Raw genomic sequence first — 26376 nt, 5'->3', positions numbered from 1 at the left:
TCACAAGCACACGCGTTCGCATCACCCCGGGCACCCCGCGCTCAGCACCGAATGCGGCGACGCTCCGCATCGCGACACCCCGATGCAATTCCTCCCCGGCGTGAACACCGGGGCCTCCTCACAAGAAACAGGTGAAGCGCCGGCCTCATCCCCGGCCGCACACCCTGAACGGGCCCCTCGCCACCCGCGGGAGGGGCCCCTTCCACAGGTGCGGCTAGGCCGTTTCTGACGGCTCTTGGACGGTGTCTCGAAGCCAGATGACGATCGCGGTGACGGTGAGGGTGCCGTTGAAGATGTAGTCGCGTTTGTCGTACCGGGTGGCCACCGCGCGGAACTGTTTCCACTTGTTGATGCACCGCTCGACTGCGTTGCGGCTGCGGTACTGAGTTTTGTCGAAGGCTGGGGCCCGGCCACCAAAGCGTCCGCGGCGCTTCCGGTGGGCCCGCTGGTCATCGGGCTGCGCGATGGTGGCCTTGATCCCGCGCCGCCGCAGGTAGGCGCGGTTGTCGCGGCTGGAGTACGCCTTGTCGCCGCGCACCCGGTCCGGCCGGCTGCGCGGGCGGCCCATACCGCGCCGCTGGATGCGCAGGCCGTCCAGCACCGGGGCGAACATCGGGCTGTCACCCCGCTGACCGGGCGAGGTCAGCCAGTGCAGCGGGCGGGCCCGGTCGTCGGAGAGCAGATGGACCTTGCTGGTCAGCCCGCCCCGTGAGCGTCCCAACGCCTCCCGCCCATCTGCCTCCTCACGCGCCCCGCCCCCTTTTGCGGGTAGTCGGCCGGGGGCTTGCGCGGTGCCCCGGCTGCGTGCTGATGCGCCCGGCAGGAAGTCGAGTCGATGTTCACCGCCCACTCTTGTCGGGCAAGCGCCCCGTCCGGGTCGCCGGCATCCGCCTCGATCTGTAACTCGCGCAGGATCGCCCTCCAGGTGCCGTCGGCCGACCAGCGGCGATGACGCTCGTAGACGGTTTGCCAGGGACCGTACCGTTCCGGCAGGTCCGGCCAGGGCACCCCCGTCCGGGCCCGGAACAGCACCCCATTGATCACCCTGCGGTGATCCGCCCACTGCCCACCCGGCCTGCCGTTACCGGGCAGGAGAGCTTCGATCTTCCGCCACTGCGCGTCCGTGAGCTCGTGTCGCCGCACCATACGAGCGTCCTGCCCGGCTGACCACGAGATCCACCCAGCCAACAAGAGCCATCAGAAACGGCCTAGGCTCAGCGGCATGTCTCGAATCGACGGCCGCACCCCCCAGCAGCTCCGCCCGATCACCATCGAACGTGGCTGGAGCAAGCACGCCGAAGGATCCGTCCTCGTCTCCTTCGGCGACACCAAGGTCTTCTGCACCGCCTCCGTCACCGAAGGCGTCCCGCGCTGGCGCAAGGGCAGCGGCGAAGGCTGGGTCACCGCCGAATACTCCATGCTGCCCCGCTCCACCAACACCCGCGGCGACCGCGAATCCGTCAGGGGCCGCATCGGCGGCCGCACCCACGAGATCTCCCGCCTCATCGGCCGCTCGCTGCGCGCCGTCATCGACTACAAGGCACTCGGCGAGAACACCATCGTCCTCGACTGCGACGTCCTCCAGGCCGACGGCGGCACACGTACGGCGGCCATCACCGGCGCCTACGTCGCCCTGGCCGACGCCGTCGCCTGGGCCCAGCGCAAGAAGCTCATCAAGGCCGGCCGCCAGCCCCTGACCGGCACGGTCTCCGCCGTCTCCGTCGGCATCGTCGGCGGCGTCCCCCTCCTCGACCTCTGCTACGAGGAGGACGTCAAGGCCGACACCGACATGAACGTCGTCTGCACCGGCGACGGCCGCTTCGTCGAGGTCCAGGGCACCGCCGAGGCCGAGCCCTTCGCCCGCGACGAACTGGGCGCCCTCCTCGACCTCGCCGTCGGCGGCTGCACGGAACTCGCCGCCCACCAGCGCACCGCGCTTGATACCGTCCTCGAAAAGTAAAGGGCGCACCAAGACAGATGCTCGGCGCGGGCAACCGCGCCGAGCATGCTCGCGTCTGAAGAGGTACGGGCGCACGGCTCATCCCTGTGCGCTCGGCCAGCCACACGGGCCGACCGGCCCGACCGACGAGAGGGACCGTTCCATGGCCGCGAGCCGCCGACGCCGCACCGCAGCCGTCGCCGCCACCCTGGCGGCCGTCGCGCTGACCGCCGGACTCACCACCGGCTGCGCCGCCGTCGACAAGGCGCTGGACTGCGTCCAGACCGCCGACGCCATCGCCGACAGCGTCACGGAACTCCAGCAGGCCGTGGACAACGCGGCCAACGACCCGACGCAGCTCGACAAGTCCCTCGACTCCATCGACAAGAACCTCGGCGAGATCGGCGACAAGACCGACAACACCGACGTCAACAAGGCCGTGGACGACCTCAACAAGGCCGTCGACAACGTCCGTACGTCGGTCAAGAACGGCGACGAGACCCCCGACATCAGCCCGGTCACTGACGCGGCGGGCGAACTGACGAAGGTCTGCACGCCGTAGCGCCGCGCCGGCTGGGCCGGGCGGTCTCGTCTGCCGGGTTTCTGCCGGTGGCCGACCGCGGGTTCGTCGTGGTCGGCCGCGCAGTTCCCCGCGCCCCTGACGGGGTGATACTGGGGGCCATGACCCGCCTGATCCTTGCCACCCGTAACGCCGGGAAGATCACCGAACTCCGTGCGATCCTCGCCGAAGCCGGCCTGCCCCACGACCTCGTCGGCGCCGACGCCTACCCCGACATTCCCGACGTCAAGGAAACAGGCGTCACCTTCGCGGAGAACGCGCTCCTCAAGGCCCACGCCCTGGCCCAGGCCACCGGCATCCCGGCCGTCGCCGACGACTCGGGCCTGTGCGTGGACGTCCTCAACGGCGCCCCGGGCATCTTCTCCGCCCGCTGGTCCGGCACCCACGGCGACGACAAGGCCAACCTGGACCTGCTCCTCGCCCAGCTCTCGGACATCGCCGACGACCACCGCGCCGCCCACTTCGCCTGCGCGGCGGCACTGGCCCTGCCCGACGGCACGGAACGCGTCGTCGAGGGCCAACTCCGCGGCACCCTCCGCCACGCCCCGTCAGGCTCGGGCGGCTTCGGCTACGACCCGATCCTCCAGCCGGAGGGGGAGTCGCGCACCTGCGCGGAACTGACCCCCCAGGAGAAGAACGCGATCAGCCACCGGGGCAAGGCGTTTCGGGCGTTGGTGCCGGTGGTGCGGGAGCTGTTGGGCTGAGGTGCGTGAGAGGGGCCGCCCAGCCCGGGCAGCCCCTCTGCGCGTGTGCGGCCGGTGGGACTCGAACCCACACGGGTGTGAACCCACTGGGACCTAAACCCAGCATGACTGCCAAATTCCATCACGGCCGCTCAAAAACGGTCATCGCGCTCGACCGAATAGCGTTCAGTGTACGGGTAGGGCAAGTTGGGCGACGAGAGGTGCCCTCGCCTTCTGGTGGCACCACGTCTCAGTCAGCGCGTGACAGTTGGGGCAGAGGTAGATCTGTTGGTCCGTCCCGTATCCGAAGGCAGGACGATCAGCACTCGGTGAGAGATGGGCTCGGGAGCCGGGTGCTCCCGAGCCGCCCACGTTCTGCGCTTGAAATGGCTCGTGTCGAGTCCATGCGCCCGCCCGAAAACGGAGCGGCTCGTACCGGGCCTTCCCGGTACGAGCCGCTCCAGAAGAATCGGCGAAGCCTCAGATCCCCAGATCCTTGATGATCTTGGCCACGTGGCCCGTCGCGCGGACGTTGTACAGGGCGCGCTCGACCTTGCCCTCCTCGTCCACGACGATCGTGGAGCGGATGACGCCCATGTAGGTCTTGCCGTAGTTCTTCTTCTCGCCGAAGGCGCCGTAGGAATCCAGGACCTGCTTGTCCGGGTCGGCGAGGAGGGTGACCTTCAGGGACTCCTTGTCGCGGAACTTGGACAGCTTTTCCGGCTTGTCGGGGGAGATGCCGATGACGTCGTAGCCCGCGCCCGTCAGCAGCTCCAGGTTGTCCGTGAAGTCGCAGGCCTGCTTGGTGCAGCCGGGGGTGAGGGCGGCCGGGTAGAAGTACACGATGACCTTGCGGCCCTTGTGGTCCGCCAGGGACACCTCGGTGCCGTCGGCGTCGGGCAGGGTGAAGGCGGGGGCCACGTCCCCCGGCTGAAGTCGCTCGCTCATCCGGCCAGCGTAACCGGGGGTCGGGAGAGTGCTATGAGCCGTGGAGCTGACAGACTGTCCGGCACAGGCTTTATACCGACTTCGGAGGCGACACGGTGGCGGACACGGCGGACACCAGGACCCCGGCGCAGATCGAGGCGGACATCAGGCGCCGCCGCGAGACCCTGGCCGAGACCCTCGACGAGATCGGGGTGCGGGTACACCCGAAGACGATCGTCGGGGACGCCAAGGCCAAGGTCGCGTCCAATATCGATCACACCCTCGGACGGGCGTACGTGGGGGTCAACCGGGCCGTCACCGATGTGCGCGCCCGGTTCGTCGGCGAGGACGGGGCGCCGCGCCTGGAGCGCGTCGTGCCGGTCGCCCTCGTGGTGGTCGGTGTGGTCGGGCTGCTCGCCCTCGGCACGCGGCGGCGCAAGGGCTGACCCGACTGCGTACGTTCGCGGCGAAGACAGGTAGGTTTCAGGGCGTGAGCGCCAAGAGAAACGACAGCACGCACCCGGACAAGCTGCCCATCCGGATGCTGCACGACCGCGTACTCGTGCGGCAGGACACCAGCGAGGGCGAGCGGCGTTCGGGCGGCGGCATCCTGATTCCCGCCACGGCGGCGGTCGGCCGGCGCCTCGCCTGGGCCGAGGTCGTGGCGGTGGGGCAGAACGTGCGGACCGTGGAGACGGGTGACCGGGTTCTGTTCGACCCGGAGGACCGTGCCGAGGTCGAGGTGCGGGGTATCGCGTACGTGCTCATGCGCGAGCGTGATCTGCACGCCGTGGCCGCGGACCGGTTCGAGGGCTCGGAGGACTCGACGGGTCTCTACCTGTAGGTCTCAGAAGCAGACGAAGGGGCCGGTGACCGTTGTCACCGGCCCCTTCGCCATGACTTTGCTACGTTGGAGGGACCCGACGAGACGCGCCGTACCGGGACCAAGGCAAAGACGACGCACCTTCACCGTCAGCCTGTCTCCCGGAGGTGCCCGTCATGGCCTGGGTTCTGCTCGTCGTCGCCGGTCTGCTCGAAGTCGGGTGGTCGATCGGTATGAAGTACACCGACGGCTTCACCCGCCCCCTCCCCAGCCTGCTCACCGGCGCCGGAATCGTCGTCAGCATGCTGCTGCTGTCCCAGGCGGCCAAGACCCTGCCCATCGGTACCGCCTACGGCGTGTGGGTGGGGATCGGCGCGGCCGGGGCGGCGGTGGTCGGTATGGCCGTGCTGGGGGAGCCCGCCACCGCCGCCCGGATCTTCTTCGTGTGCCTGCTGCTGGTCGCCGTGGTGGGGCTGAAGGCGACCTCAGGTCACTGATCCGACCTGACCGGCCCGGCCTATTCGCGGCGCGTGCCCTGTGGGACGAAGCCCCAGCCGGGGCCCGTGGGAGCGCCGCCCGCACCGCCGTCGGCCGTGCCTCCGCCGTCCGTCGTGCCGCCGTCGGCCGCGCCGCCCTCCGTCGTGCCGCCGTCGCCGGTTCCGCCGTCCGCGGTGCCGCCGCCGGTCGGGGACTCGCCTCCTGTGCTGCCGTCGGTGGTGCCGCCGTCGGTCTGGCCCTGGGTCTGGCCCTCGGGCGTGCTCGGGGTCTGGCCGGGTGTCTCGGTGCCGGTCTCCTGGCCGTCGGGGGACGAGCTGGCGCCGTCGGTCGTGCCGCCCGTCGTCGGATCGACGGGAACCTCGGGGCTGGGGGCCTCGGTGACGTCGGAGCCCGGCTGGAGCCTGAGGTCGAAGTCGGTGACCGGCTTGCCCTCGAGGGCGTCCTGGGTGAACTGGGTCCAGATCTCCGCGGGCGGTCCGCCGCCGTTGACGCGGTCCAGGCCCATCGCCCCGTACAGCGACTTGTGGGCGGCGGTGACCGGGTCCTGGCCCATGACGGAGACGACCGTGGCGAGCTCGGGGGTGTAGCCCGCGAACCAGGCCGCCGTGTCCTCCTCGGCGGTGCCGGTCTTGCCGGCGACGGGGCGGCCCGCGGCCTGTGCGGCGGAGGCCGTGCCGTTCTGGACGACGCTCTGCAGCATGGAGGTGGTGGTGTCGGCGGCCTCGCGGCTCACGGCCTGCCGGGTGCGCCGCTCGGGCAGCTCGATGGGCGTGCCCTCCTTCATGACCTTGTCGACCATCGTGTACGTGCCGTGCCGGCCGTGGTTGGCGAGCGTGGCGTACGCCTCCGCCATCTCGAGGACGCTGGCGGTGGCCGTGCCGAGTGCGATGGCGGGGCCGTCGGCGAGGTCCGGAGTGGTCTCGGGGACGCCCAGGTCGATCGCGGTCTGCTTGACCTTCTGGGGGCCGACGTCGGCCGCCATCTGCGCGTACACCGAGTTCACGGAGCTGTCGGTGGCCTCGGTGACGGTGATGGGACCGTAGGAGTGCTGGTCCTCGTTCTCCGGGTTGTACGGGTCGCCGGCCCAGCCCTGGACGACGCGCTTGTTGGTGCCGTCGTAGATCGTGTTCGGGGTGATCACACGGCCGTCCTGGGTCCGCGAGCCGTTCTCGACGGCCGAGGTGAACACGAAGGGCTTGAAGGTGGAGCCGACCTGGAAGTCCCTGCGGGTGGCGTTCGGGGTGTACTGCTTGACGTAGTCGACGCCGTTGTACATCGCGACGACCTTGCCGGTCTTGGGGTCGACGGCGGCGCCGCCCGCGCGTACGTACGAGTCGACCTTGTTGTTCTTCTTGTCCAGCTTGGACATGAGCTTGTCGTCGACGGCCTTCACGAAGGCGTCCTGCCGGCCCTTCTGCAGGGTCGTGGTGATGCGGTAGCCGCCGGCGTCGAGCTTGTCCTCGTCGATGATGTTGTTCTGGGTGAGGTAGTCCTTGACGATCCGGACGATGTAGCCGCGCTGCCCGGACATGCCGGTGGAGAGGGTGGACTCCTTCGGCATGGGGAACTTCATGCCGGCCCGCTTCGACTCGCTGAGCCAGCCCTTCGTGACCATGCCGTCCAGGACGTAGTTCCAGCGGGACTCGGCGGCCTTGCGGTTCTCCGGGTGGGCGACGACGTCGTACTGGCTGGGGGCGTTGACGAGCGCGGCGAGGTAGGCGGCGCGGGCCGGGTCGAGGTCGGTGGCGTCCATGCCGTAGTAGGCCTGGGCGGCGGCCTGGATGCCGTAGGCGTTGCGGCCGAAGTAGCTGGTGTTGAGGTAGCCCTCGAGGATGTGGTCCTTGCTCTGCTCGCGGTCCAGCTTGATGGAGATGAAGAACTCCTTGGCCTTGCGCGTGACGGTCTGTTCCTGGCGCAGGTAGTAGTTCTTCACGTACTGCTGGGTGATCGTGGAGCCGGACTGCTTGCCCTTGCCGAGGGCGGTGTTCCAGGCGGCGCGGACCATGGCCTTGGGGTCGACGGCGGACTCGGTGTAGAAGTCGCGGTCCTCGGCGGCCAGGATCGCGTGCTGGGCGTCCTTGGAGATCTGCGCGAGGGTGACGTTCTCCCGGTTGATCTCGCCGTCGCGGGCGATCACCGAGCCGTCCGCGTAGAGGTAGACGTTGGCCTGCTTGGTGGCGAGCGCGTTGGCCGGCGGGATCTGAACCAGCGAGTATCCCAGGAAGAAGCCGCCGATCAGCAGTATGACGACGATGATGAAGCCGCTGAGCGTCATGCGCCAGGTCGGGAACGCCCGGCGCCAGCCGGTCCGCTTGCGCTTCCCGCCGGCCATGGCCTGCGGCGCGCCGCTCGCCCCGCCCGCCCCGCTGCCCGGGTCGCCGACCGCCGGCAGCTGTGCCGTACCCGGACCGTCATCGGCCTGGGGGCGCGGCGCGCCCTGGGCGCTGTTCGTCCGGGCCTGGGCCGCGCCCGGGACGCCGCCCGTCCCGGCCCCGGCCGCGCCCGCGGCGCCGACGGCGCGGATCCGCACCGTGCCCGGGTCGTTGTCGGCCGGGGGTGGTGGCGTGCCCCGGTCTCCGGCCGCCTGGGCTCGGGGCGTGCCCGGTTCGCCGTCCGTCCTGGCCGATGGTGTGCCAGGGGCGGCGTCCTTCCGGCCTCGTGCCGCGCCCGCGGCGCCGACGGCACGGATCTGTACCGTGCCCGGGTCGTTGTCGGCCGGGGGCGGTGGCGTGCCCCGGTCGTCGTCGGCCTTGGCCCGGGGCGTGCCCTGGTCGCTGTGCGTCCGGGTCGGTGGGGTGCCCTGGGTGCCGTCCCCCTTGGCCCGTGGTGTGTCCGGTTCGCCGTCCCCCTCGGCCCGTGCGGGGCCCGGCTCGCGGTCCGTCCGGGGGCGTGGCGTGCCCGGGGCGTCGCCGGCGCGGTCCCGTGGCGTGCCCGGGGCGCCGTCCGGCTGCGGCTCTCTCGGTGCGCTCCCCGGTGTCGGCTGCTGCGGCTGAGGCTCGTCACTCATGTCGTGCACGGACTCCTGTTTCGCGTCGTACGTCGTTCCCGTACGTCTCTGCTCGCTCTTGCGCCCCTGTGATGAAGACTGTCCCATCCGGCGATCAGTTCCCTGATCGAGGGCCGTGTGGCGAGCCGTGTGGCGAGGCGGGCGGCGGGCGGGCGGACACACAGGCGTACGCGAAGTGAACGGCGCTACTCTGCACGCCCGTTCGAAATCGCGATCTTGCCTGCGCGAGACTCGCCTGAAGGGGACGCGACCGAAGATGCGACTGCTCGCCCTGGCCACGGGCGCCTCTGCCCACGCGGACGGAACGGATCGTACCGTCTGGGCCGGTGCCGACTGGAACGTCACGCCCCACGCGGACTGGGGCGGCGAGCACCACATCCAGACGTACAAAGAGGTCTCCACCATCACCGACCTGGCCAAGGACGGTCACTCGACGATCGGGATCATCTGGGAGAAGTGCAGCGGCCGGGCGCGGACCGACGCTTGACCGGACTCCGCGCGAAAACTCCTGGCCCGCGTGATCCCCGCCCACTAGGCTCCTGCGCTTCGGTGTCCGGAGGCGAGGAGGGCTGTGGATGTGGGCTCGGGACGGTTGTACGCGGCCGTCGCTGCGGGCGGCTTCAGGCGGTACGCGACCTATCGGGCGGCCACGGTGGCCGGGGTATTCACCAATACGGTCTTCGGCGTCATCCTCGTGTACACGTATCTGGCGCTGTGGGACGAGAAACCGCATCTCGGAGGGTACGACCAGGCCCAGGCCGTGACGTATGTGTGGCTGGGGCAGTGTCTCTACGCGACCCTGGCGATCCAGGGCGGGGGCGCCGAGAAGGACCTGATGGAGCGCATCCGCACCGGTGAGATCGCCGTCGACCTGTACCGGCCGGCCGATCTCCAGCTGTGGTGGCTGGCCGGCGACGTGGGGCGGGCGCTGTTCCAGATGCTGGGGCGGGGCGTGATCCCGTTCGTGTTCGGCGCGGTCTTCTTCCCCATGGCGCTGCCGACGTCGGTCACCCCCTGGGCGGCCTTCGTGGTCACGCTCCTGCTGGCGACGGTGGTCAGCTTCGCGATCCGCTACCTGGCGGCCCTGAGTGTGTTCTGGCTGATGGACGGCATGGGCGTCAACCAGGTCCTGATGATCACGGGCGTCTTCTTCTCGGGCATGGTGCTGCCGCTGAACGCCTTCCCGGGTGCGCTCGGCGAGGTCGTGCGGGTGCTGCCGTGGGCGGCGCAGATCCAGATGCCGGCGGATGTGCTGATGGGGGAGACCGACCCGCTGCGGGCGTTCGCCTTCCAGGCGGCGTGGGCGGTGGCGCTGCTGGCGGCGGGGCGGCTGATGCAGTCGGCCGCTACGCGGCGGGTGGTGGTGCAGGGTGGGTGAGCGCAATGCCCTGGCCGAGGGAGTGCGGGCCTATCGGCTGATCGCCGGGATGTGGGTGCGGTCCACCATGACCTACCGCACCTCCTTCGTCGTCACGGTGTTCGGCAACCTGATGATGACCGGCCTGGACTTCGTGGGAATCCTGCTGATGTTCTCGCAGGTCGACTCCCTCGGCGGCTGGTCGCTGCCCGAGGTCGCCTTCCTCTACGGGCTGTCGGTGACGTCCTTCGGGATCGCCGACCTGCTGCTCGGCTCGATGGACGTCCTGGGCGCCCGGATGCGCGACGGCTCGTTCGACACGCTGCTGGTGCGGCCCGCGCCGGTGCTCGCCCAGGTCGGAGCCGACCGCTTCGCGCTGCGCCGCCTGGGCCGGATCACCCAGGGCGCCGTGGTGCTGTGCTGGGCGCTGCTCTCGGTGGACGTCGACTGGAGTGCGACGAAGGTGCTGCTGATCCCGGTGATGGTGGTCAGCGGCGCGGCGATCTTCTCGGCGGTGTTCGTGGCGGGCGCGGCCTTCCAGATCTTCGCGCAGGACGCCGCCGAGGTGCAGAACGCCTTCACGTACGGCGGGACCACGCTGCTGCAGTATCCGCCGAGCGTGTTCGGGAAGGACCTGGTGCGCGGCGCGACCTTCATGGTGCCGCTGGCCTTCGTCAACTGGGTTCCGGCCGCCCATGTGCTGGGGCGGCCGTACCCCATCGGCCTGCCGCCCTGGGCGGCGTTCGCCTCGCCCCTGGTGGCGGTGGCCTGCTGCGCGCTGGCGGGGGCGGCGTGGCGGGCGGGGCTTCGTTCCTACCGGAGTACAGGGAGTTGAGGTGACCGAAGTGGACAGCGGCTTCATCGAACTCGACGGTGTCGAGAAGGTCTTCGACGTACGTAAGAAGACCGGTTTCATGAAGCGGGAGCGGCGGCAGGTCCGGGCCGTCGACTCGATCTCCTTCCGCGTGGAACGCGGCGAGATGGTCGGCTACATCGGCCCGAACGGCGCCGGCAAGTCGACCACGATCAAGATGCTGACCGGCATCCTCACCCCGAGCGCCGGCCGGCTGCGGGTCGCGGGCATCGACCCCTCCCGCGAACGCACACGGCTCGCGCACCGCATCGGTGTGGTGTTCGGGCAGCGTACGACGCTGTGGTGGGACCTGCCGCTGGTCGACTCCTACCGGCTGATGCACCGCATGTACCGGATCCCGGACGCCCGTTACCGCGAGAACCTCGACCGCCTGGTCGAACTCCTCGACCTGGGCGACCTGCTGGACGTGCCGGTCCGTCAGCTCTCCCTGGGCCAGCGGATGCGCGGCGACATCGCGGCGGCCCTGCTGCACGACCCGGAGGTGCTGTATCTCGACGAGCCGACCATCGGTCTCGACGTCGTCTCCAAGTCCAAGGTGCGGGAGTTCCTGCGGGAGATGAACGCCGAGCGCGGCACGACGGTGCTGCTGACCACGCACGACCTGCAGGACATCGAGCAGTTGTGCAAGCGGGTGATGGTCATCGACCACGGACGCATGATGTACGACGGTCCGCTCGCCGGGCTGCACGAGGCGGGGGAGAGCGAGCGGACGCTGGTGGTGGACTTCGAGCGGGAACTGCCCCCGATCGACGCCCCGGCACCCGCCCGGGTCGTCCGGGTGGACGGGCCGCGGCAATGGCTGGCGTTCCCGGCCGCGGAGTCGGCGGCGCCGCTGGTGGCGCGGATCGCGGCGGAGTACCCGCTGGTCGACCTGTCGGTGCGGGAACCGGACATCGAGGCGGTGATCGCGAAAATGTACGCGGAACAGGCCGGCCGTGCGACCGCGTAGTGCCCGGGACCGGTAACTCGTAGGCTGCTGTACATGACCGACGACGCAGTCCCGGACCTCCGCGCCTCCGACGCCGACCGTGAACGGGTCGCCGGCATCCTGCGGGACGCCGTCGCCGAGGGACGCCTCGACATGGCGGAGTTCGAGGAGCGGCTGGACGCGACGTACCAGGCGCGGACTTACGGGGAACTGGTGCCGATCACCCGGGACCTGCCCGGCGCGGGTGTCGTGGTACCCGCCGTGTCGCTGAGCAAGGACCCCGCCACGGGATCGGACCCGGGTGCGAACTGGCCCGGGCGGATCGTCGGCGGCGAGGGGTCCTCGACGTGGGCCGTCGCCGTGATGTCCGGCTTCCAGCGCAAGGGGCACTGGACGATGCCCCGGCGGTTCACCTGCCTGGCCCTCTGGGGCGGCGGGGAGATCGACCTGCGCGAGGCGAGCTTCGCGGACCGCGAGGTCGAGATCAACGCGATCGCGATCATGGGCGGGGTGGATGTCATCGTGCCGCCCGGCGTCGAGGTCGTGGTGCGCGGCATCGGGATCATGGGCGGTTTCGACCACCGCGAGGAGGGTGTGCCGGGGGAGCCCGGGGCGCCACGCGTGATCGTGACCGGGTTCGCCCTCTGGGGTGGCGTCGGGGTCCAGCGGAAGCTGACCCGGGCGGAGAAGCAGCGGCTCAAGGAGGAGCGGCGGCGGGAGAAGCTGGAGCGTCGGAGCAACGGCGAGTACTGAGCGTCGTCGGTCAGTACCCGGCGTCGTCCTCCTACAGCTCGGCCGGTGCGGACCCCTTCAGGGTCTCCAGGTCGAACTCCTCGGCCATCCGCGTGTACCCCTTGTCGCTGGGGTGCAGATGATCGCCCGAGTCGTAGTCGGCGCGCAGCCGGCGCGGGTCGTAGGGGTCACGCAGCGCCTGGTCGAAGTCGGCCACCGCGTCGTAGACCCGGCCCGCCCGGATCTCGGCGTTGATCTGCTGCCGGACCTGCTCCCGCGGGTCCGTGTAGCCGCGGTGCCCGTAGAACGGCATCAGGGTCGCGCCGACGACCTTCATACCGCGTGCGTGGGCCTGGCCCACCATCGTGCGCAGGCCGGCCAGGATCGCGTTCGGGTCGGCGAGCCGCGGGTTGCGCAGGATGTCGTTGACGCCGAGGTCGATGACGACGACCTTGGCGTTCGTGCGCTCCAGCACGTCCCGCCCGAAGCGGTTGAGCCCGCTGGGGTTGTCCGCCGGGCGGCCCAGCCCGTCCGTGAGGACGCGGTTGCCGCTGATGCCCTGGTTGACCACGCTGTAGCGGGGCAGGTCCCGCCCGGCGGCGATCTCCGCGCGCAGCCGCTCGGACAGCACGTCGGTCCACCGGTTGTTGGCGCCCGCTGTGGAGGTGATGCCGTCGGTGAGGGAGTCGCCGAGGACGACGACCGTGCCGTCGGACTCGTTGCTCAGCACGTCCAGCGCCGTCAGGTAGCGCCAGGACGAGCTGCGCTCGACGTACGGCGTGCCCGTCGTGTCCTGGGCCTGGTCGCCCTCGGCGACGTAGGAGGTCTGCCGGGCGTGCCGGTGGTACGTCACCGGGCCCGAACTGCTCGGCGAGTACGTGGTGATCAGCACATCGGTGTCGCGGGGGACGACGATGCGCACGGCGTCGCTCATGACCTGGCGGCCGGGCGGGATGATCACCGTGGGGCCGCCGTTGAAGGTCAGCTGCCGCATGGTGTCCGAGAGCGCGGCGGGCGTATTGCTGGCCGCAGCCACGGCGATCGAGGCCCGGGTGATGTTCAGCGGCGACTGACCGTAGAGATTGGACAGCGTCACGCGGGCACTCGTACCCCCGACGCTGGTGTGGACGACGTTGCGTACCGAACGGTCCGCCATGCCGGTCGTCTCGGTGCCGGGCTCGGCGCCCGCCGGTGAGGTGGACCAGGTGCCGACCCAGGTGCCGGTGGAGGCGGGGGCGGCGGAGTTGTTCGGAAGACGGCCGTCTGCCCGGGTGTTCCGGGTCTGCGCGCCGTCGTCGGTCGCCACTCCGACATATATGGCGGCGGAAAGGGCCACAATCGCTGCGACGATCGCCGCGAGCAGGGCGTAACCACGACCCCGGGTCATGCTGTTCAGTTCTCCTCAGGCGATGGGAGCCCAAGGCTCCGATCTGATGTGCCCATGATGCGTCATGGGCCGGGGGAAGCTGACAGGACCCCTGGCATTACCCCTTCCGACAGACGCCGGGAACTCCTGTTCCGTTCCAGGAGTCGGTCAGGAAGGGACAATGTGTGCGGGATCACCAAGCGGGTGGAGCGGATGGAACAGATGAAAGTGGAAGAAAAGGGTGACGTCGAGGGGCAGCATGCCCGCCCCGGCGTCGCCGTGAACCGTGCGATGACGAGCTTCAGCCCGGCGGACCAGGAGAAACAGCGCGGCGTACGCCGGATGAAGCTCACCGCCACGGGTCTCCTGATCTTCGTGGCCGTCGTCTACATCCTGGCCAAATGGGCCCAGAACTCCGGCGCCGGCCCCTGGGCGGGCTATGTCGCCGCCGCCTCCGAGGCCGGCATGGTCGGCGCGCTCGCCGACTGGTTCGCCGTCACCGCCCTCTTCCGCCACCCCCTCGGCATCCCCATCCCGCACACCGCGATCATCCCCACCAAGAAGGACCAGCTCGGCGTCTCCCTCGGCGAGTTCGTCGGCGAGAACTTCCTCTCCGAGGCCGTCGTACGGCAGCGGCTGCGCGCCGTCGGCATCGGCAGCCACCTCGGCGCCTGGCTCGCGGTCCCCGAACACGCCGACCGGGTCACGGCGGAGCTCTCCACCGCCCTGCGCGGCGCCCTGACGGTCCTGCGCGACTCCGACATCCAGGCCGTCGTCGGCGAGGCCATCACGCGGCGCGCCAACGCCCAGGAGATCGGCCCCGGCATCGGCAAGATGCTGGAGAAGGTCGTCGCCGACGGTGGCCACAAACGCGTCGTCGACCTCGTCGTCACCCGCGCGCACGACTGGCTGGTGCTGCACCGCGACGAGGTGATGGACGCCGTGGAGGGCGGCGCCCCCGGATGGACGCCGAGGTTCGTCGACCGGAAGGTCGGCGAGCGGGTCTACCGGGAGCTGCTGCGCTTCGCCACCGAGATGCGCGACATGCCCGCCCACCCCGCGCGCGGCGCCCTCGACCGCTTCCTCACCGACTTCGCCTCCGACCTCCAGTCCGACACCGAGACCCGCGCCCGCGTCGAGCGGCTCAAGGGCGAGGTGCTGGGCCGCGGCGAGGTCCAGGACCTCATCGCCAGCGCCTGGACGGCCGTACGGTCCATGATCGTCGCCGCGGCGGAGGACGAGCGCAGCGAGCTGCGGCTGCGCGTACGGTCCTCGCTGCTGTCGCTGGGCTCCCGGATGGCGGCCGAGCGCAAGGTGCAGGACAAGGTCGACAAGTGGGTGGAGGACGCGGCCGTCTACGTCGTCACCACCTACCGCAAGGAGATCACCTCCCTGATCACGGACACGGTGGCGAGCTGGGACGCCGAGCACACCACACGCAAGATCGAGGCGAACATCGGCCGCGACCTCCAGTTCATCCGGATCAACGGCACGGTGGTGGGATCGCTGGCGGGGCTGCTGATCTACACGATCTCGCACGCCCTGGGGCATGACGGGTGCGGGGTGCGGCGCGCCCGGGGCCTGACGTGCTCGGGGCGTAAGAGAAGCCGGTCAGGGCACTCGTTCGCCGTTCCGCTCGACGAGGAGGGGGCCCCATGACCACCGCGCAGGCCGGCACCGGCCGGACCATCACCACCGACATCCCGGCCCGCCTCGACCGCCTCCCGTGGTCGCGCTGGCACTGGACGATCGTGTTCGGCCTCGGCACCGTGTGGATCCTCGACGGCCTCGAAGTCACCGTCGTCGGCAACATCGCCAGCCGCCTGTCGGAGCCCGACAGCGGACTGCCCATCACCTCCGGCCAGGTCACCGGCATGGCGGCCGCACTGTATGTGGCCGGAGCCTGCATCGGCGCCCTGTTCTGGGGCCGCCTCACCGACAAGTGGGGCCGCAAGAAGCTCTTCATGATCACCCTGGCGGTGTATCTGGGGGCGACTGCGCTGACCGCCATCTCCTTCGACACCTGGTGGTTCTTCCTCTTCCGCTTCCTCACCGGCTTCGGCATCGGCGGCGAGTACGCGGCCATCAACTCCGCGATCGACGAGCTGATCCCCAAGGAGTACCGGGGCCGCACCGACCTGATGATCAACGGCAGCTTCTGGCTGGGCGCGGTCGGCGGCTCCCTGCTGTCGATCGTCGCGCTGGACACCGACATCTTCGCGGCGAACGTCGGCTGGCGCCTCACCTTCGCGCTCGGCGCGGTCCTGGCCCTGGTGATCCTGCTGGTCCGCCGGCACGTCCCGGAGAGCCCCCGCTGGCTGCTGATCCACGGCCGCGACGACGAGGCGGAACGCATCGTCTCCTCCATCGAACGCACCATCGAAGAAGAACGGGGCGAGCCGCTCCCGCGCCCCGAGGGCGAGATCACCATCCACCAGCGCCGCAGCGTCTCCTTCCTGGAGATCGGCCGCACGGTCTTCTCCGACTACCGCCGCCGCGCGATCCTCGGCTTCGCCCTCTTCATCGGCCAGGCCTTCCTCTACAACGCCATCACCTTCGGCTTCGGCGCGATCCTGACGACGTTCTTCGACGTCCCGAGCGGCAACACCGGCTACTACTTCGCGGTCATCGCACTCGGCAACTTCTTCGGCCCGCTGCTGCTCGGCAAACTCTTCGACACGGTCGGCCGCCGGATCATGATCTCCGGCACCTACCTCCTCTCCGGCCTGCTCCTCTTCGGCACGGCCTGGCTCTTCGACCAGGGCTCCCTCAGTGCGACCACCATGACGGCGTGCTGGTGCGCGGTCCTCTTCTTCGCCTCGGCGGGCGCCTCCAGCGCCTACCTGACGGTGTCCGAGGTCTTCCCGATGGAGACCCGCGCCATGTCCATCGCCTTCTTCTACGCCATCGGCACGGCCGCCGGCGGCATCAGCGGCCCCCTCCTCTTCGCCGACCTCACCGAGACGGGCGTCGTCGGCGACACGGCCCTCGCCTTCCGGATCGGCGCGGCGCTGATGTGCCTGGCGGGCCTGGCGGCGGCGATCCTCGCGGTGAAGGCGGAGCGGCGGTCGCTGGAGGACATCGCGAAGCCGTTGACGGCTGCGGCGGAGAAGACGTAGCCCCCCCGCTGCGGGCATGCGTGCCTCCCCAGTGCCTCAAGGGCCTGAAAGATGCCCCCACCGCCCACCCGTGCCTCAGCAGCAACCCGCAGCACCCCCGCAACGCACCAGCAGTTACTCGGCCCCGCCCCGCCGCCGCAGCATCAGCAACCCCCCTGCGACGGCCGTGACCCCCGCCGCCGCGGCCCAGCCGACGACGTCCTCGGCACCGGTGGCGGCGAGATCACGCGCCGCGCCGGGAGAGGCGGAGGCGCCGGTCGCGGTCTGTGGCCGGACGCCCCCGGCCGCCGGACTCGGCTCCGGCGCCCCCGAGGCGTCCTCCCCGCGCGGCCGAGTGAAGGCCAGCGTGCCGAACCCCAGCTGGTCGAATCCCCCACTGTTGGGCCCGTAATCCCCACCCCCGCCTTCAGGCGAGGCCTTGGCGGCGGCACGCGTGAGGTACGAGGCCGACAACCCCCGCCGCTTGGTGTAGTGGTTGGCGATCATCGCCCAGATCGGACGCGTCATGGCCGGATCCACACCGGCTGCTTCCGTGGCGGTCTCACTCCCGGACCAGCCCCCGATCGCACCCTTCCTGCGCGTGTTGGCCGTGTACGGCACCTCCCCGCCCAGGCTCCACTTGGCCACGTACTCCGCGTCCTTCAGGAACCGGCTGTCGTCGTACCCGTACAGATCGATGCCCTGGTTCCACGCCATCTCGCACACCGTGCCCATCAGCCCCACCCCCAGCAGCGCATGCCCCTGATCGCGCCCGGCCTCGACCCACTCGGCGAGCCCGTCCTCGTGCACGACGGGAATGGCATGCCGGACCGACCCCATCCCGTCCCCGTGCTTGAAGTACTCCACGGCCCGCTCGACCTTGCCCCGGTCGTCGCAGAAGATCCCGGTGGCGAGCACACAGGCGACGGCCGTCAGGTCCCAGTTGGGCCAGTAGTTGGTGACGACGGCGTTGTTGTGATGGCTCAGGAAGTCGTCGCTGAGCGGATGGAAGACGTCCGACATCAGCTCCCGCGCCCGCCCGAGCTCGAAGTCCGGGTGCTCACGCACGAGTTCCGCGGCGTTGGCGAACTGGTAGCCGTACAGCCCCGCGGCCAGGAACCGGTCGGCGGACCCCTGGACCGAGGTCAGCCTGCCCGACCAGGCGTTCAGGATCGCCACGGCGGTGTCGGCGTGCGCCTGCTCCCCGCTGACGTGATACCGCAGGGCGTTCTGGTAGGCCGCGTGGATGTCGTTGTAGAGGGCCGCGTAGTTCTGGGGCGACCCCGACCCCCGGTACACCGTGGCCTGCGGATTGGCCCGCCAGCCGCTCTGTGCGTGCCGGTTGGCGGTGAGCTTGGCGAACCCCGCGGTGTAGGGCTTGGCGCCCGCCTTCACCTTCGCCGCCATACGGTCCAGATCGGTACGGGTGTGCAGCAGGCCGGGGTGGGCGAAGGGGGCGTCGGCGGCGGAGGCCGGGGTCGCGAGGGCGGCCGTACCGATACCGGCGCCTGCCGCGCCCGCTGCTTTCAACATGCTCCGGCGGCTGATCTGTCGTGTCACGTCGTCGTACCTCAGCGTCGTAAGTCGCGTGCCTGTGGGGGACGGTGAGGAGACGGCGGGCGGTGACGGCGATAACAAAAACTGAGGTACAGTTGATCTGCATCCGGTCGCCGGAACTCCGGCTGAAGGATCGTGCGTTGGTGGTCCAAGGAAAGACGCCCCGCTTCCTGCGGGGAAATGCAGGTGCAAGGCCTGCCCGGCGCTCCACACACAAGAACCCGGCCCTGGGTTTCAGGGCCGGGTTTTTTGCTGTCCCCGACCCTCCTGCACCGGTTGCGGGGAGCGTCGGCTGGAGGCGGCGTGCCACCTTCCCTGCGACCTGACCGACTTACCGGCGAGTAGGTAGATTCCAGTCGAAATTTGGCCGGGAGGCGTCGGTATCTGCGCAGTTTCTTCACGTATCTCTCACATGCGACTCCCGCTGTGAGCTCGGCGTTTGCAGCTGCCGCGCAGCGCAAGCGATTTCCCGCCAGGCATCCGGGCGCCAGGGGTAACGCTTGCCGTGATCGGCTGGCCTGTGGCTAAGTTGACCGCCGCGTGTACCGGACCGGGTAAGCGATTTGACCACCGCTGACGTTCGCGCGCGCATCATTCGGCGGGTCCCGCGGGGCGTCGTCACGGGGAGTGATGGTTCGTCATGCCGTGACGCCGGCTCGTTGGAACACCTACCCGCTGCTGTCCGGGGTGCCCAGCTCGTCCCACCGCCTACTGCGGTCCCGTCCGCCGCCATCCCTTTTGCTATGAAGGATGCTCCTTTGCGATTCAGACCGGGGTTGCTCGACCCCAGCTCACGAACCTCCGCCGCGTTAACGTCAGTCGTCACGTCCGTCGCCGCCTTGGCCGTCCTCGGTGGCCTGGTCGTCCAGCCCGGCGGGCTCGGCGGGGACGCCGCACAGCGCACCGCGCCTGTCGCCGCGGCGGGTGACTCGTACGACGGCTTCGATACCAAAGCGGCTGAGCAGTTGCGCGAGGATCAGTGTGTGGCCGTCGACGCCCTGCGTAAGGGCGGGCCCAGCTTGTTCGCCTTGGCGCAGAACTCCATCGGGCTGCCGCCTGATCAGCTCCACCAGAAACTCAACCGGGACCTTTACGACACCAAGACTCCCCTGCATCAGGCCTTCTACGCGGACAACGCCAGCACGGATCAGTGGCTCAAGAAGGCCAATGACCAGGAGATGGCGTTTGCCAATGCCATCACGGGGCTGAGCTCCTACCCTGGTGAACCGACCGGAGAGTTCGAGGTCTTCGAGAAGACTGGTCTGGTTCCGTGGTTGTGGCAGTCGTACAGCAAGTCGATCGACTTGTTCTCGCCGTTCTACGAGCCCTCGCCCACCGCTGACGACAAGACGAAGGCCGCCGCTCTCGCGGTCGGTGACCCGCGGTACACCACCGGAGGGACACCGCAGGAGCAGCAGGCGTGGAAGGTCTGGAAGAAGAATTCGGGGAAGATCGAGCCCAACGAGCTGTTCGTCCCCAGGGTGTTCGCCGATGACGCGCGTATCTTCCTGGGCTCCGGCGGATTCCCTCGCACGGCCCCGGCCGCGGACACCCCGGAGTACCGCGTCGCGGTCGAGGATCTGAAGGCCCGTTTCGCCTCTTGTTCGTGGCACGCCCCGATCGACCCGAACCGGGTTCTGGGCAAGGAGGTGGCGCAGGCGTCCGCCGAGTGGCAGCAGGAGATCGCTTCGCAGGCCACGCAGCGCCAGCAGATCCTTGGTGCCAACGTCACGGCGACGAAGGCGTTGCAGGAGGGCACGTTCACCCTGGGGCAGGTCCTCGGCCAGTCGTGGAAGGCGGACTATTCCGCCCGTTGGCAGGATTACTGGTCGGCCGGCGGGCTGGGCTGGATCGGCGACAGCCCTGTGGTGATCCAGGTGCCGGGCGCGGCGGGCAATTGTCTGGACGTGGCGGGCGGCAAGGAAGCCAACGGCACGCCCGTGCAGATCTACACCTGCAACGGCAGTCCGGCCCAGCAGTGGACGCTGGAGGGCAGCGAGGACAACCTGCATCTCCGCAACGTCAACTCCTTCAAATGCCTGGATGTGGCCGGGAACAAGTCGGCGAACGGCACGAAGATCCAGATCTCGGACTGTTACAAGTCCGAGGGGCAGGCGTGGAAGGGCGACGTCCGTGCCACCGCGCCTCTGAAGAGCGTGAGCACGGGCAAGTGCCTGGACCTGAGTGCGTTCACCAAGAGCACGGACGCGCGGCTGTTGGACTGCAAGAACGCCGCCTCGCAGAAGTTTCTGATCAAGCCGTCCGGTCACCAGGGCACGGACAGCCCGCTGTACCCGGACAAGGCCGAGTTCGACAAGGCGAAGAAGGTCGTCACCGACGCCCAGGCGGCGGCGAAGAAGTACCTGGCCACGCTCAAGACCCAGCTGGAGAACGCCAAGAAGGCGGCAACCGCCTCCGATACGGCCGAGCAGGCCGCGTACGGCATCGCGGATGCCGCTGGTGCGCCGCGGGGCCGTGGTCTGCTGGTGGGTCAGCAGAAGGCGCAGGTCACCAAGGGTTCGGTGGCGGCGCTGACGGCGATGGTGAAGGCCGCTGAGACCGCCGAGGCGGCGACCAGGGCGTCCGCGGGCGACAGCCAGACCATCGCGCAGCGCGCTCTCGCGCAGGCCGCTCAGTCGAAGGCGGAGTTCCGCAAGGCCGCCGCGGCGATGGCCGAGTCACAGGCGAAGGCCGCGGCCGACGCGGCGAAGGTGCACCGCGACAACGCCAAGAAGGACAAGGAGACCGCGGAGGCCAAGCTCGCCGAGGCCCTGAAGGCCGAGGGCGACGCCAAGTCGGCCGCCGCCAAGGCCCACGCCGAGCGTCTGGCCGCCGAGGCCGAGGAGAAGACGGCCAAGGCGGAGAAGGAGACCGCCGAGGCCAAGCAGGCCGAGGCGGCCCGGCACAAGCAGGACGCCCAGGCCGAGGCGGCGAACGCCAAGGACGCCAAGGACAAGGCCGAAGCCGCCGAGGCGACCGCGGTCGCGCGCAAGAACGACGCGGTCAAGGCCCGCGACAAGGCCCGCGATCTGCGTGACGACGCCTGGGACGCCGAGCAGAAGGCGGACGCCGCCCGCGCCAAGGCGGATGCCAAGGAGGCTTACGCCCAGGCCCACGAGTCCGACGGCAACGCCACGGAGTCCAGGGCCGCGGCGAACGCGGCTGCCGGGCACGCGGATGACGCCGAGGCGGCAGCCGGCCGCGCCCGGACCTCCGCGAACGCGGCCACCGAGGCGGCAGCCGAGGCGGACGCCGCAGCCACCCGCGCCGAAGCCGCGGCCAAGCGCTCCCGCTCCCACGCGGACGCCGCCCAGGCGGCGAAGCTGAAGGCCGACGCGGCGATGAGGACCGCCACCAGCGCCGCGGCGGACGCCATCAAGGCATCCGAGCACGCGTCCTCCGAGGCCAAGACGGCCGTCGAGCTGGCGGACGAGGCGGAGAAGCTGGCCAAGACCGCCAAGTCCCAGGCGGACGAGGCGAACAAGGAGGCCGCCAAGGCTTTGGTCGCCTCGGCGAAGGCCGCGGGCTTCGCCCACATCACCGCGCAGGCCGCCGTCGACGCGGGCAACGCCGCCGTCCAGGTCGCCAAGCCCGCCAACGACGCGATCGAACTCGGCTCCCCCTTCGTCACCACGGACTCGGCCGCCGGCCTGGTCGTGCTGACCGGGCAGGCGTCGAAGTCGCTCGCCGAGCAGCAGCAGGCCGTCGCCGACGCCCACGCCGAGAACGCACAGGCGGAGGCCGCCGCGGCCAAGAACCTGGCCGAGCAGGCGACCGGCGACGCCAAGGCCGCCTACCAGCACGCCGCCAATGCCGCCGGACACGCGGCCACCGCTCGCACCTACTCCAAGGAAGCACTCGGCTACGCCGCCGACGCCGCCAAGGCCGCCTCCAAGGCGACGGCGTCTCTGGCCCGCACCATCAACTACAACCAGCAGGCCACCGAGGACGCCGAAGCCGCCGACAAGGCAGCCGGCCGCGCCGAAGGCCACGCCAAGGACGCCCGGGACTCCGCCGACCAGGCAGCCCTCGACGCCGAAGCCGCCCGCACGGCCGCCTCCGAGGCCGAACAGGCCGCCAAGGACGCCCGAACAGCGGCCGACCGAGCCGACACCGCCGCAACGGAGGCCGAGGAAGCCGCCAAGGACGCTCGAAAGTACGCCGACGAGGCACAACGAGCGGCGGATTCCGCGGAACGGAAGGAGGCCAACGAACAGATCGCGAGTGGCGGCGGTACGGGGATCGGCGGCATGTTCTATGTCGTCGACGAGGACAGCGTGGAGGTCACCGACGCCAAGCAGCAGAACCCGTGCGTCATCGAGGTCGGTTTCGAGGGCTGCACTGTCACGTTCCTGGTGACCTTCAACGCCACGGTGGACTTCTTCCTCTGCACCAACCCCGATGTGCCGGCCACCGCCTCCGGCTGCCCTGCCTCGGACACGGTGCTGCTCGAGACCAAGCCCTTCAAGGGGCTGAAGAAGGAGGTCACTCAGTCGTTCAGCAAACTGGATCTCATCCAGCAGACCATCGTCTACAAGGTCCTCAAGGCCGTCTTGGTCCAGGACTTCGTCGACTGCTGGCACGGCAGCGTGAGTGGCTGCGCCTGGGCCGCGAGCAATTTCATACCCGGCAAGGCGTTCGGCACCGTCGCCGAGGCGATCCGAGCACTGGACGCCGCGATGCACACCGGAGTCGGAGTCCGCGACGCGTTCAAGGCGCTGAAGGCTCTGGATCTGGACCCCGCGTCCCTGGCCAAGATCGAAAGCGCGATCAACGGCTACGAGGACGTCATCACTGCCTGCCGCGTCAACAGCTTCCCTGGTGAGACGCGCGTCCTCATGGCAGACGGCTCACGCAAGGCGATCCGCGACGTACGCATCGGCGACCTCGTGCTCGCGGCGGACCCGAAGTCCGGCCTGTCGGCCTCTCAGAGGGTGACCGACACGTTCAGGCACGACACGCAGCGCCTGATGGACATCACCGTGGCCGACGGGCTGCTGACCAGCACGGCGGGCCATCTCTTCCACGTTGAAGGGCGTGGCTGGACCGTTGTCTCCGACCTGCGCCCGGGCGACCGGCTGCGTACACCGGAGGGCGACCTTCGGACGGTCACGGACCTCCGGGACCGGGACGGTCTGGCTCCTCGCGAGGTGTACGACCTGACAATCGACAGGTTGCACACCTTCTATGTCGGCACCGCTGGGGCGCGCCCTCAGGACCTCTTGGTCCACAACTGCACGGACATCGTGGGCGACGAGGGTCTCGACGGAGCCCACACGCTGAGGGATCACGTACAGCCTGACAACAACAAGATGGCGCTGAAGGCAGACGAATCGCGTAACGGCATCGCGACGCGATGGACCAGTGAGGAGATCGCCGCGGAGGCCGTGGACAAGGCCATCACGGCGTGGATCAAGCAGGCCGGCAAGGCCAAGGAGCTGGACGACTGGAAGATCCAGCAGGCCCAGAGGATCGGGAAGAAGATCGCCTTCGTACCGGACCGGGACCTGAAGACAATCAAATGGACAATCCGCGACATGGGCCCCTCACTCGGGCAAAAGTGGGTGAGGAACGGCCCGCAGGGAGTGGCCGCCGGTACGACAGTGATCATCAAGTTGAAGTACGTGGGCAAGCAGCACAAACCCAGCAAGTACGTCGTCTACACCGCCTACCTGGAAGGCTGACATGACGGAAGAGACAGGGCTGTCCTGGGTGGCCGCGCAGTGCGACGATCTGGAGGACCTCCCCGTGGAGGAACTCGACTGCCTCGCCGAGCGAGGACCGGTCGAGGCCATGCTCCGTATCGCGGAGAGGTCGGTGACGGCCCTGTCTCGTCCACGGGCGGTGCGGCTGGGGCAGGACGTACGGCATCTGCTGGAGTCCTCGCTGCTGGATGCGGCGATCCGCACAGTGTGGCTCGGTGCGACGGACCAGGTCTTCGACCCGGCCAAGGACGGCATCAGCGCCCGCGTCTGGCTGCGGCAGATGGAACAGTCATGGCTGGCAGCCGAGCGCCGCAGCGACCGTTTGTTCGTCCCGCCACCGGCTGCCCCTGAGACGAACGAGGGACTACGACGGGACGTTCTTCGGGCCATCGGTCAGGTCTCCAGCGACCTGACGGACACTGTCGAGAACCGGAGCTACCCCCTCCCCCTGCCGGGTCTCGCACCGGCCCTGGAGCAGGTGACGGTCCACGCTTGCGCGGACCTCGGTTACCGGTTGTTCCTGCGAGCTCTGAAGGCGAGCTACGTTGCGATCGACACCGAGACTCAGGACACGCTCGTCGCGCTCGGGAACCGGTTCGGCTACCCGCAGTCCCTGGTGGCGGAAGGCCTCAATCACCGGAGATGACCGCGACCTCGGCTACCACGAACTCGTCGTCGACGACGGAACGCTGCAGTCGGTGCCCGACCCGGACTGACGCACCGCGGCGCACTGCTCGATTTCTCGACCCGGAGAAGACCCGTACTCTCGCGAGGCCTGCCCGGCGCTCCACACACAAGAACCCGGCCCTGGGATTCAGGGCCGGGTTCTTTGCCGCACCTGCTCCTGACCGGATCAGCCGCGCCGGTCCGCCACCGCCCACGACGCCACGGCCACAGCCCCCGCCACCCCGAACACGGCGGGCCAGGCGCCCACCTTCTTGGCCAGCGGATGAGACCCGGCGAACGCGGCGACATACGCGGCCGACAACGCCCCGGCCGCCACCCCGCCGGCCTGCTCCCGCCACTGCCGCGCGGCCGCCACCCCGGCGACCGCGAGCACGGCCCCGCCGAGCGGCCGCTGCCTGGTCCAACGGGCCACGCCGTAGCCGCCGACCAGCCCGCTCGCGGCGACCACCGCGCTGGGAACCTTCACCATGCTCCTGCCTCCTGCTCTTGCGAGAACCCGAGGCTAACTCCCCGGACGGGCAGTGCACGCGCCGGGGCGCGAGAACGGCGCGACTCCGAACATGAGTCGAGGCTTGTCAAGTTTCCTCGTTCGAGCTATATAAGAAGAAGCAACACATGCGGCATCGCGCACAGTGTCCGATGAGAGGAGAGACAGTGATGCTCATGCGCACGGACCCCTTCCGTGACCTCGACCGACTCACGCAGCAGGTCCTCGGCTCCGCCGCCCGCCCGTCGGCGATGGCGATCGACGCCTACCGTTCCGGGGACGACTTCCTCGTCCACTTCGACCTCCCCGGCATCGACCCCGAGACGATCGAGCTGGACATCGAACGCAACGTCCTGAGCGTGCGAGCCGAGCGCAGGTCCCCCGCCCCCGAGGGTGCGGAGCTTCTGGTCGCCGAACGTCCCACCGGCGTTTTCACCCGTCGGCTCTTCCTCGGCGACACGCTGGACACGGAGCGCATCGACGCCTCCTACGAGGCCGGCGTCCTGACCCTGCGCATCCCCGTGGCCGAGCAGGCCAAGCCGCGCCGTATCCAGATCGCGGGTGGTGACAGCCGCAAGCAGCTCAGCGGCTGACCCCACCCGAGCACCCACGCAACTGAGGCAGCGTCCCGCGGGCGTCCCACCCGCGGGACGGTCACCCATGCACACCCCCAGAGGAAATCCCGCACATGACCGCGACAACGGTGCTCACCGAGACGCTCACCACGACCCGACTGCTGGACGCGGTGCAGGAGTCGGGCCAGTACCCCACCAGGGCCGAGGCGGAGCGCGTCACCCGTGTCGTCCTGTCCGCGCTCGGCGCCCACGTCATCGGCGACGAACGGGTCGACCTCGCCCGCGCCCTCCCCGAAGAGGCTGCCCAGATGATCGCCTCCCAGATCCCGGCCACGCAGCGGCTGACGGCCGCGGAGTTCGTCGACTCGGTCGCGGCCCGCACGGAGGGTGCCACCTCCGCCACGGCCCGCTGGGACGTCAGCTCTGTCCTGAGTGCCCTGCCGCCCCTGATCGGCGACGATTTGGTGACCCGCGTACTGACCCAACTCCCCGCGGGCTGGGCCCTCTTGTTCGGCCGGGCGGAGCTGAGCTCGGCAGCGTAGGCTCCTGACGC

Annotated in this window: 22 protein-coding genes, 1 tRNA gene, 1 pseudogene and 1 riboswitch; of the genes and pseudogenes, 17 read left to right on the top strand and 7 right to left on the bottom strand. The window is 69.8% G+C overall.

Annotation, left to right across the window (positions count from 1 at the left end):
- Nucleotides 1-214: 214 nt before the first annotated feature.
- Nucleotides 215-1146, bottom strand: a protein-coding gene (locus tag ACQEV8_RS16630; protein ID WP_432959410.1) for an IS5 family transposase whose coding sequence is annotated in 2 segments (ribosomal slippage) — nucleotides 215-739 and nucleotides 742-1146 — 930 coding nt in all. Because the reading frame shifts where the segments join, the coding sequence is not laid out codon by codon here.
- 76 nt (nucleotides 1147-1222) lie between these two features.
- On the opposite strand from ACQEV8_RS16630, the gene rph reads away from it, so the two are divergent.
- The 3 genes from rph (at nucleotide 1223) to rdgB (ending at nucleotide 3223) form a co-directional block, all read left to right on the top strand.
- Nucleotides 1223-1960 carry a ribonuclease PH gene (gene rph / locus ACQEV8_RS16625; RefSeq protein ID WP_432960900.1) on the top strand — a complete coding sequence of 246 codons (738 nt, stop codon included), beginning with the start codon at nucleotides 1223-1225 and terminating at the stop codon, nucleotides 1958-1960.
- A 142-nt stretch (nucleotides 1961-2102) separates the two neighbouring features.
- Nucleotides 2103-2501, top strand: coding sequence for a hypothetical protein (locus ACQEV8_RS16620; RefSeq protein WP_184593195.1), 399 nt, complete (start codon nucleotides 2103-2105; stop codon nucleotides 2499-2501).
- 119 nt (nucleotides 2502-2620) lie between these two features.
- Nucleotides 2621-3223 (top strand): RdgB/HAM1 family non-canonical purine NTP pyrophosphatase, encoded by a 603-nt coding sequence (gene rdgB, locus ACQEV8_RS16615; RefSeq protein WP_432960897.1) that lies wholly within the window; start codon nucleotides 2621-2623, stop codon nucleotides 3221-3223.
- A 46-nt stretch (nucleotides 3224-3269) separates the two neighbouring features.
- Here rdgB and ACQEV8_RS16610 read toward each other — a convergent pair.
- Nucleotides 3270-3354 (bottom strand) — tRNA-Leu (locus ACQEV8_RS16610).
- Nucleotides 3355-3682: 328 nt separating this feature from the next.
- Nucleotides 3683-4150: a thioredoxin-dependent thiol peroxidase gene (gene bcp / locus ACQEV8_RS16605; protein ID WP_432960895.1), complete on the bottom strand. Its 468-nt coding sequence runs from the start codon at nucleotides 4148-4150 to the stop codon at nucleotides 3683-3685.
- A 95-nt stretch (nucleotides 4151-4245) separates the two neighbouring features.
- On the opposite strand from bcp, the gene ACQEV8_RS16600 reads away from it, so the two are divergent.
- The 3 genes from ACQEV8_RS16600 (at nucleotide 4246) to ACQEV8_RS16590 (ending at nucleotide 5449) form a co-directional block, all read left to right on the top strand.
- Nucleotides 4246-4575 carry a DUF3618 domain-containing protein gene (locus ACQEV8_RS16600; RefSeq protein ID WP_215121117.1) on the top strand — a complete coding sequence of 110 codons (330 nt, stop codon included), beginning with the start codon at nucleotides 4246-4248 and terminating at the stop codon, nucleotides 4573-4575.
- A 44-nt stretch (nucleotides 4576-4619) separates the two neighbouring features.
- Entirely contained in the window at nucleotides 4620-4973 is a 354-nt protein-coding gene (locus ACQEV8_RS16595; RefSeq protein ID WP_432960893.1) for a GroES family chaperonin, read from the top strand.
- 51 nt (nucleotides 4974-5024) lie between these two features.
- Nucleotides 5025-5094: riboswitch (guanidine-III (ykkC-III) riboswitch) on the top strand.
- A 34-nt stretch (nucleotides 5095-5128) separates the two neighbouring features.
- Complete coding sequence (locus ACQEV8_RS16590) at nucleotides 5129-5449, top strand: DMT family transporter (RefSeq protein ID WP_432960891.1); 321 nt, start codon at nucleotides 5129-5131, stop codon at nucleotides 5447-5449.
- Nucleotides 5450-5469: 20 nt separating this feature from the next.
- Here ACQEV8_RS16590 and ACQEV8_RS16585 read toward each other — a convergent pair whose 3' ends face one another.
- Complete coding sequence (locus tag ACQEV8_RS16585) at nucleotides 5470-8457, bottom strand: transglycosylase domain-containing protein (RefSeq protein WP_432960889.1); 2988 nt, start codon at nucleotides 8455-8457, stop codon at nucleotides 5470-5472.
- 256 nt (nucleotides 8458-8713) lie between these two features.
- On the opposite strand from ACQEV8_RS16585, the gene ACQEV8_RS16580 reads away from it, so the two are divergent.
- The 5 genes and pseudogenes from ACQEV8_RS16580 to ACQEV8_RS16560 all read left to right on the top strand — a co-directional run.
- Entirely contained in the window at nucleotides 8714-8944 is a 231-nt protein-coding gene (locus ACQEV8_RS16580) for a hypothetical protein (protein ID WP_432960887.1), read from the top strand.
- A gap of 90 nt (nucleotides 8945-9034) precedes the next feature.
- Nucleotides 9035-9835, top strand: coding sequence for an ABC transporter permease (locus ACQEV8_RS16575; protein WP_432972736.1), 801 nt, complete (start codon nucleotides 9035-9037; stop codon nucleotides 9833-9835).
- The gene (locus ACQEV8_RS16570; RefSeq protein WP_432960885.1) at nucleotides 9828-10649 is read left to right on the top strand and encodes an ABC transporter permease; all 822 of its coding nucleotides are present in this window, start codon (nucleotides 9828-9830) and stop codon (nucleotides 10647-10649) included. The genes ACQEV8_RS16575 and ACQEV8_RS16570 overlap by 8 nt, the downstream gene beginning before the upstream one ends.
- Nucleotides 10650-10659: 10 nt before the next feature.
- Nucleotides 10660-11637, top strand: coding sequence for an ABC transporter ATP-binding protein (locus tag ACQEV8_RS16565; RefSeq protein ID WP_432972733.1), 978 nt, complete (start codon nucleotides 10660-10662; stop codon nucleotides 11635-11637).
- A gap of 33 nt (nucleotides 11638-11670) precedes the next feature.
- Nucleotides 11671-12354 (top strand): annotated as a pseudogene (locus ACQEV8_RS16560) (DUF1707 SHOCT-like domain-containing protein); the annotation flags it as partial.
- A 46-nt stretch (nucleotides 12355-12400) separates the two neighbouring features.
- Here ACQEV8_RS16560 and ACQEV8_RS16555 read toward each other — a convergent pair.
- Entirely contained in the window at nucleotides 12401-13735 is a 1335-nt protein-coding gene (locus tag ACQEV8_RS16555; RefSeq protein WP_432960883.1) for an SGNH/GDSL hydrolase family protein, read from the bottom strand.
- A gap of 201 nt (nucleotides 13736-13936) precedes the next feature.
- On the opposite strand from ACQEV8_RS16555, the gene ACQEV8_RS16550 reads away from it, so the two are divergent.
- On the top strand, nucleotides 13937-15373 hold the full coding sequence (locus ACQEV8_RS16550) for a DUF445 domain-containing protein (RefSeq protein ID WP_432960882.1): 1437 nt from the start codon (nucleotides 13937-13939) through the stop codon (nucleotides 15371-15373).
- Nucleotides 15370-16833 carry an MFS transporter gene (locus ACQEV8_RS16545; RefSeq protein ID WP_432960880.1) on the top strand — a complete coding sequence of 488 codons (1464 nt, stop codon included), beginning with the start codon at nucleotides 15370-15372 and terminating at the stop codon, nucleotides 16831-16833. The genes ACQEV8_RS16550 and ACQEV8_RS16545 overlap by 4 nt, the downstream gene beginning before the upstream one ends.
- Before the next feature lie 114 nt (nucleotides 16834-16947).
- On the opposite strand, the gene ACQEV8_RS16540 is transcribed toward ACQEV8_RS16545, so the two are convergent.
- Nucleotides 16948-18345, bottom strand: a complete 1398-nt coding sequence (locus ACQEV8_RS16540) for an alginate lyase family protein (RefSeq protein ID WP_432972730.1) — start codon at nucleotides 18343-18345, stop codon at nucleotides 16948-16950.
- Between the two features lie 863 nt (nucleotides 18346-19208).
- Here ACQEV8_RS16540 and ACQEV8_RS16535 point away from each other — a divergent pair.
- Together ACQEV8_RS16535 and ACQEV8_RS16530 are read left to right on the top strand one after the other, a co-directional pair.
- A complete protein-coding gene (locus tag ACQEV8_RS16535) occupies nucleotides 19209-24053 on the top strand; it encodes a ricin-type beta-trefoil lectin domain protein (protein WP_432960878.1) in 4845 nt (1614 codons plus the stop codon).
- Nucleotide 24054: 1 nt separating this feature from the next.
- Entirely contained in the window at nucleotides 24055-24720 is a 666-nt protein-coding gene (locus tag ACQEV8_RS16530; protein ID WP_432960876.1) for a hypothetical protein, read from the top strand.
- 207 nt (nucleotides 24721-24927) lie between these two features.
- Here ACQEV8_RS16530 and ACQEV8_RS16525 read toward each other — a convergent pair whose 3' ends face one another.
- A complete protein-coding gene (locus tag ACQEV8_RS16525) occupies nucleotides 24928-25230 on the bottom strand; it encodes a hypothetical protein (RefSeq protein WP_432960874.1) in 303 nt (100 codons plus the stop codon).
- Nucleotides 25231-25418: 188 nt separating this feature from the next.
- Here ACQEV8_RS16525 and ACQEV8_RS16520 point away from each other — a divergent pair, with 188 nt between their 5' ends.
- Nucleotides 25419-25841, top strand: coding sequence for an Hsp20/alpha crystallin family protein (locus tag ACQEV8_RS16520; protein WP_432960872.1), 423 nt, complete (start codon nucleotides 25419-25421; stop codon nucleotides 25839-25841).
- 95 nt (nucleotides 25842-25936) lie between these two features.
- Entirely contained in the window at nucleotides 25937-26365 is a 429-nt protein-coding gene (locus ACQEV8_RS16515) for a DUF2267 domain-containing protein (RefSeq protein WP_432960870.1), read from the top strand.
- Nucleotides 26366-26376 lie beyond the last annotated feature (11 nt).

Source organism: Streptomyces sp. CA-179760 (assembly GCF_050937045.1).
In the GTDB taxonomy this organism is placed as follows: Bacteria; Actinomycetota; Actinomycetes; order Streptomycetales; family Streptomycetaceae; genus Streptomyces.
The sequence above is the reverse complement of the archived record's forward strand: the minus strand, read 5'-3'. Positions and strand labels throughout refer to the sequence as shown.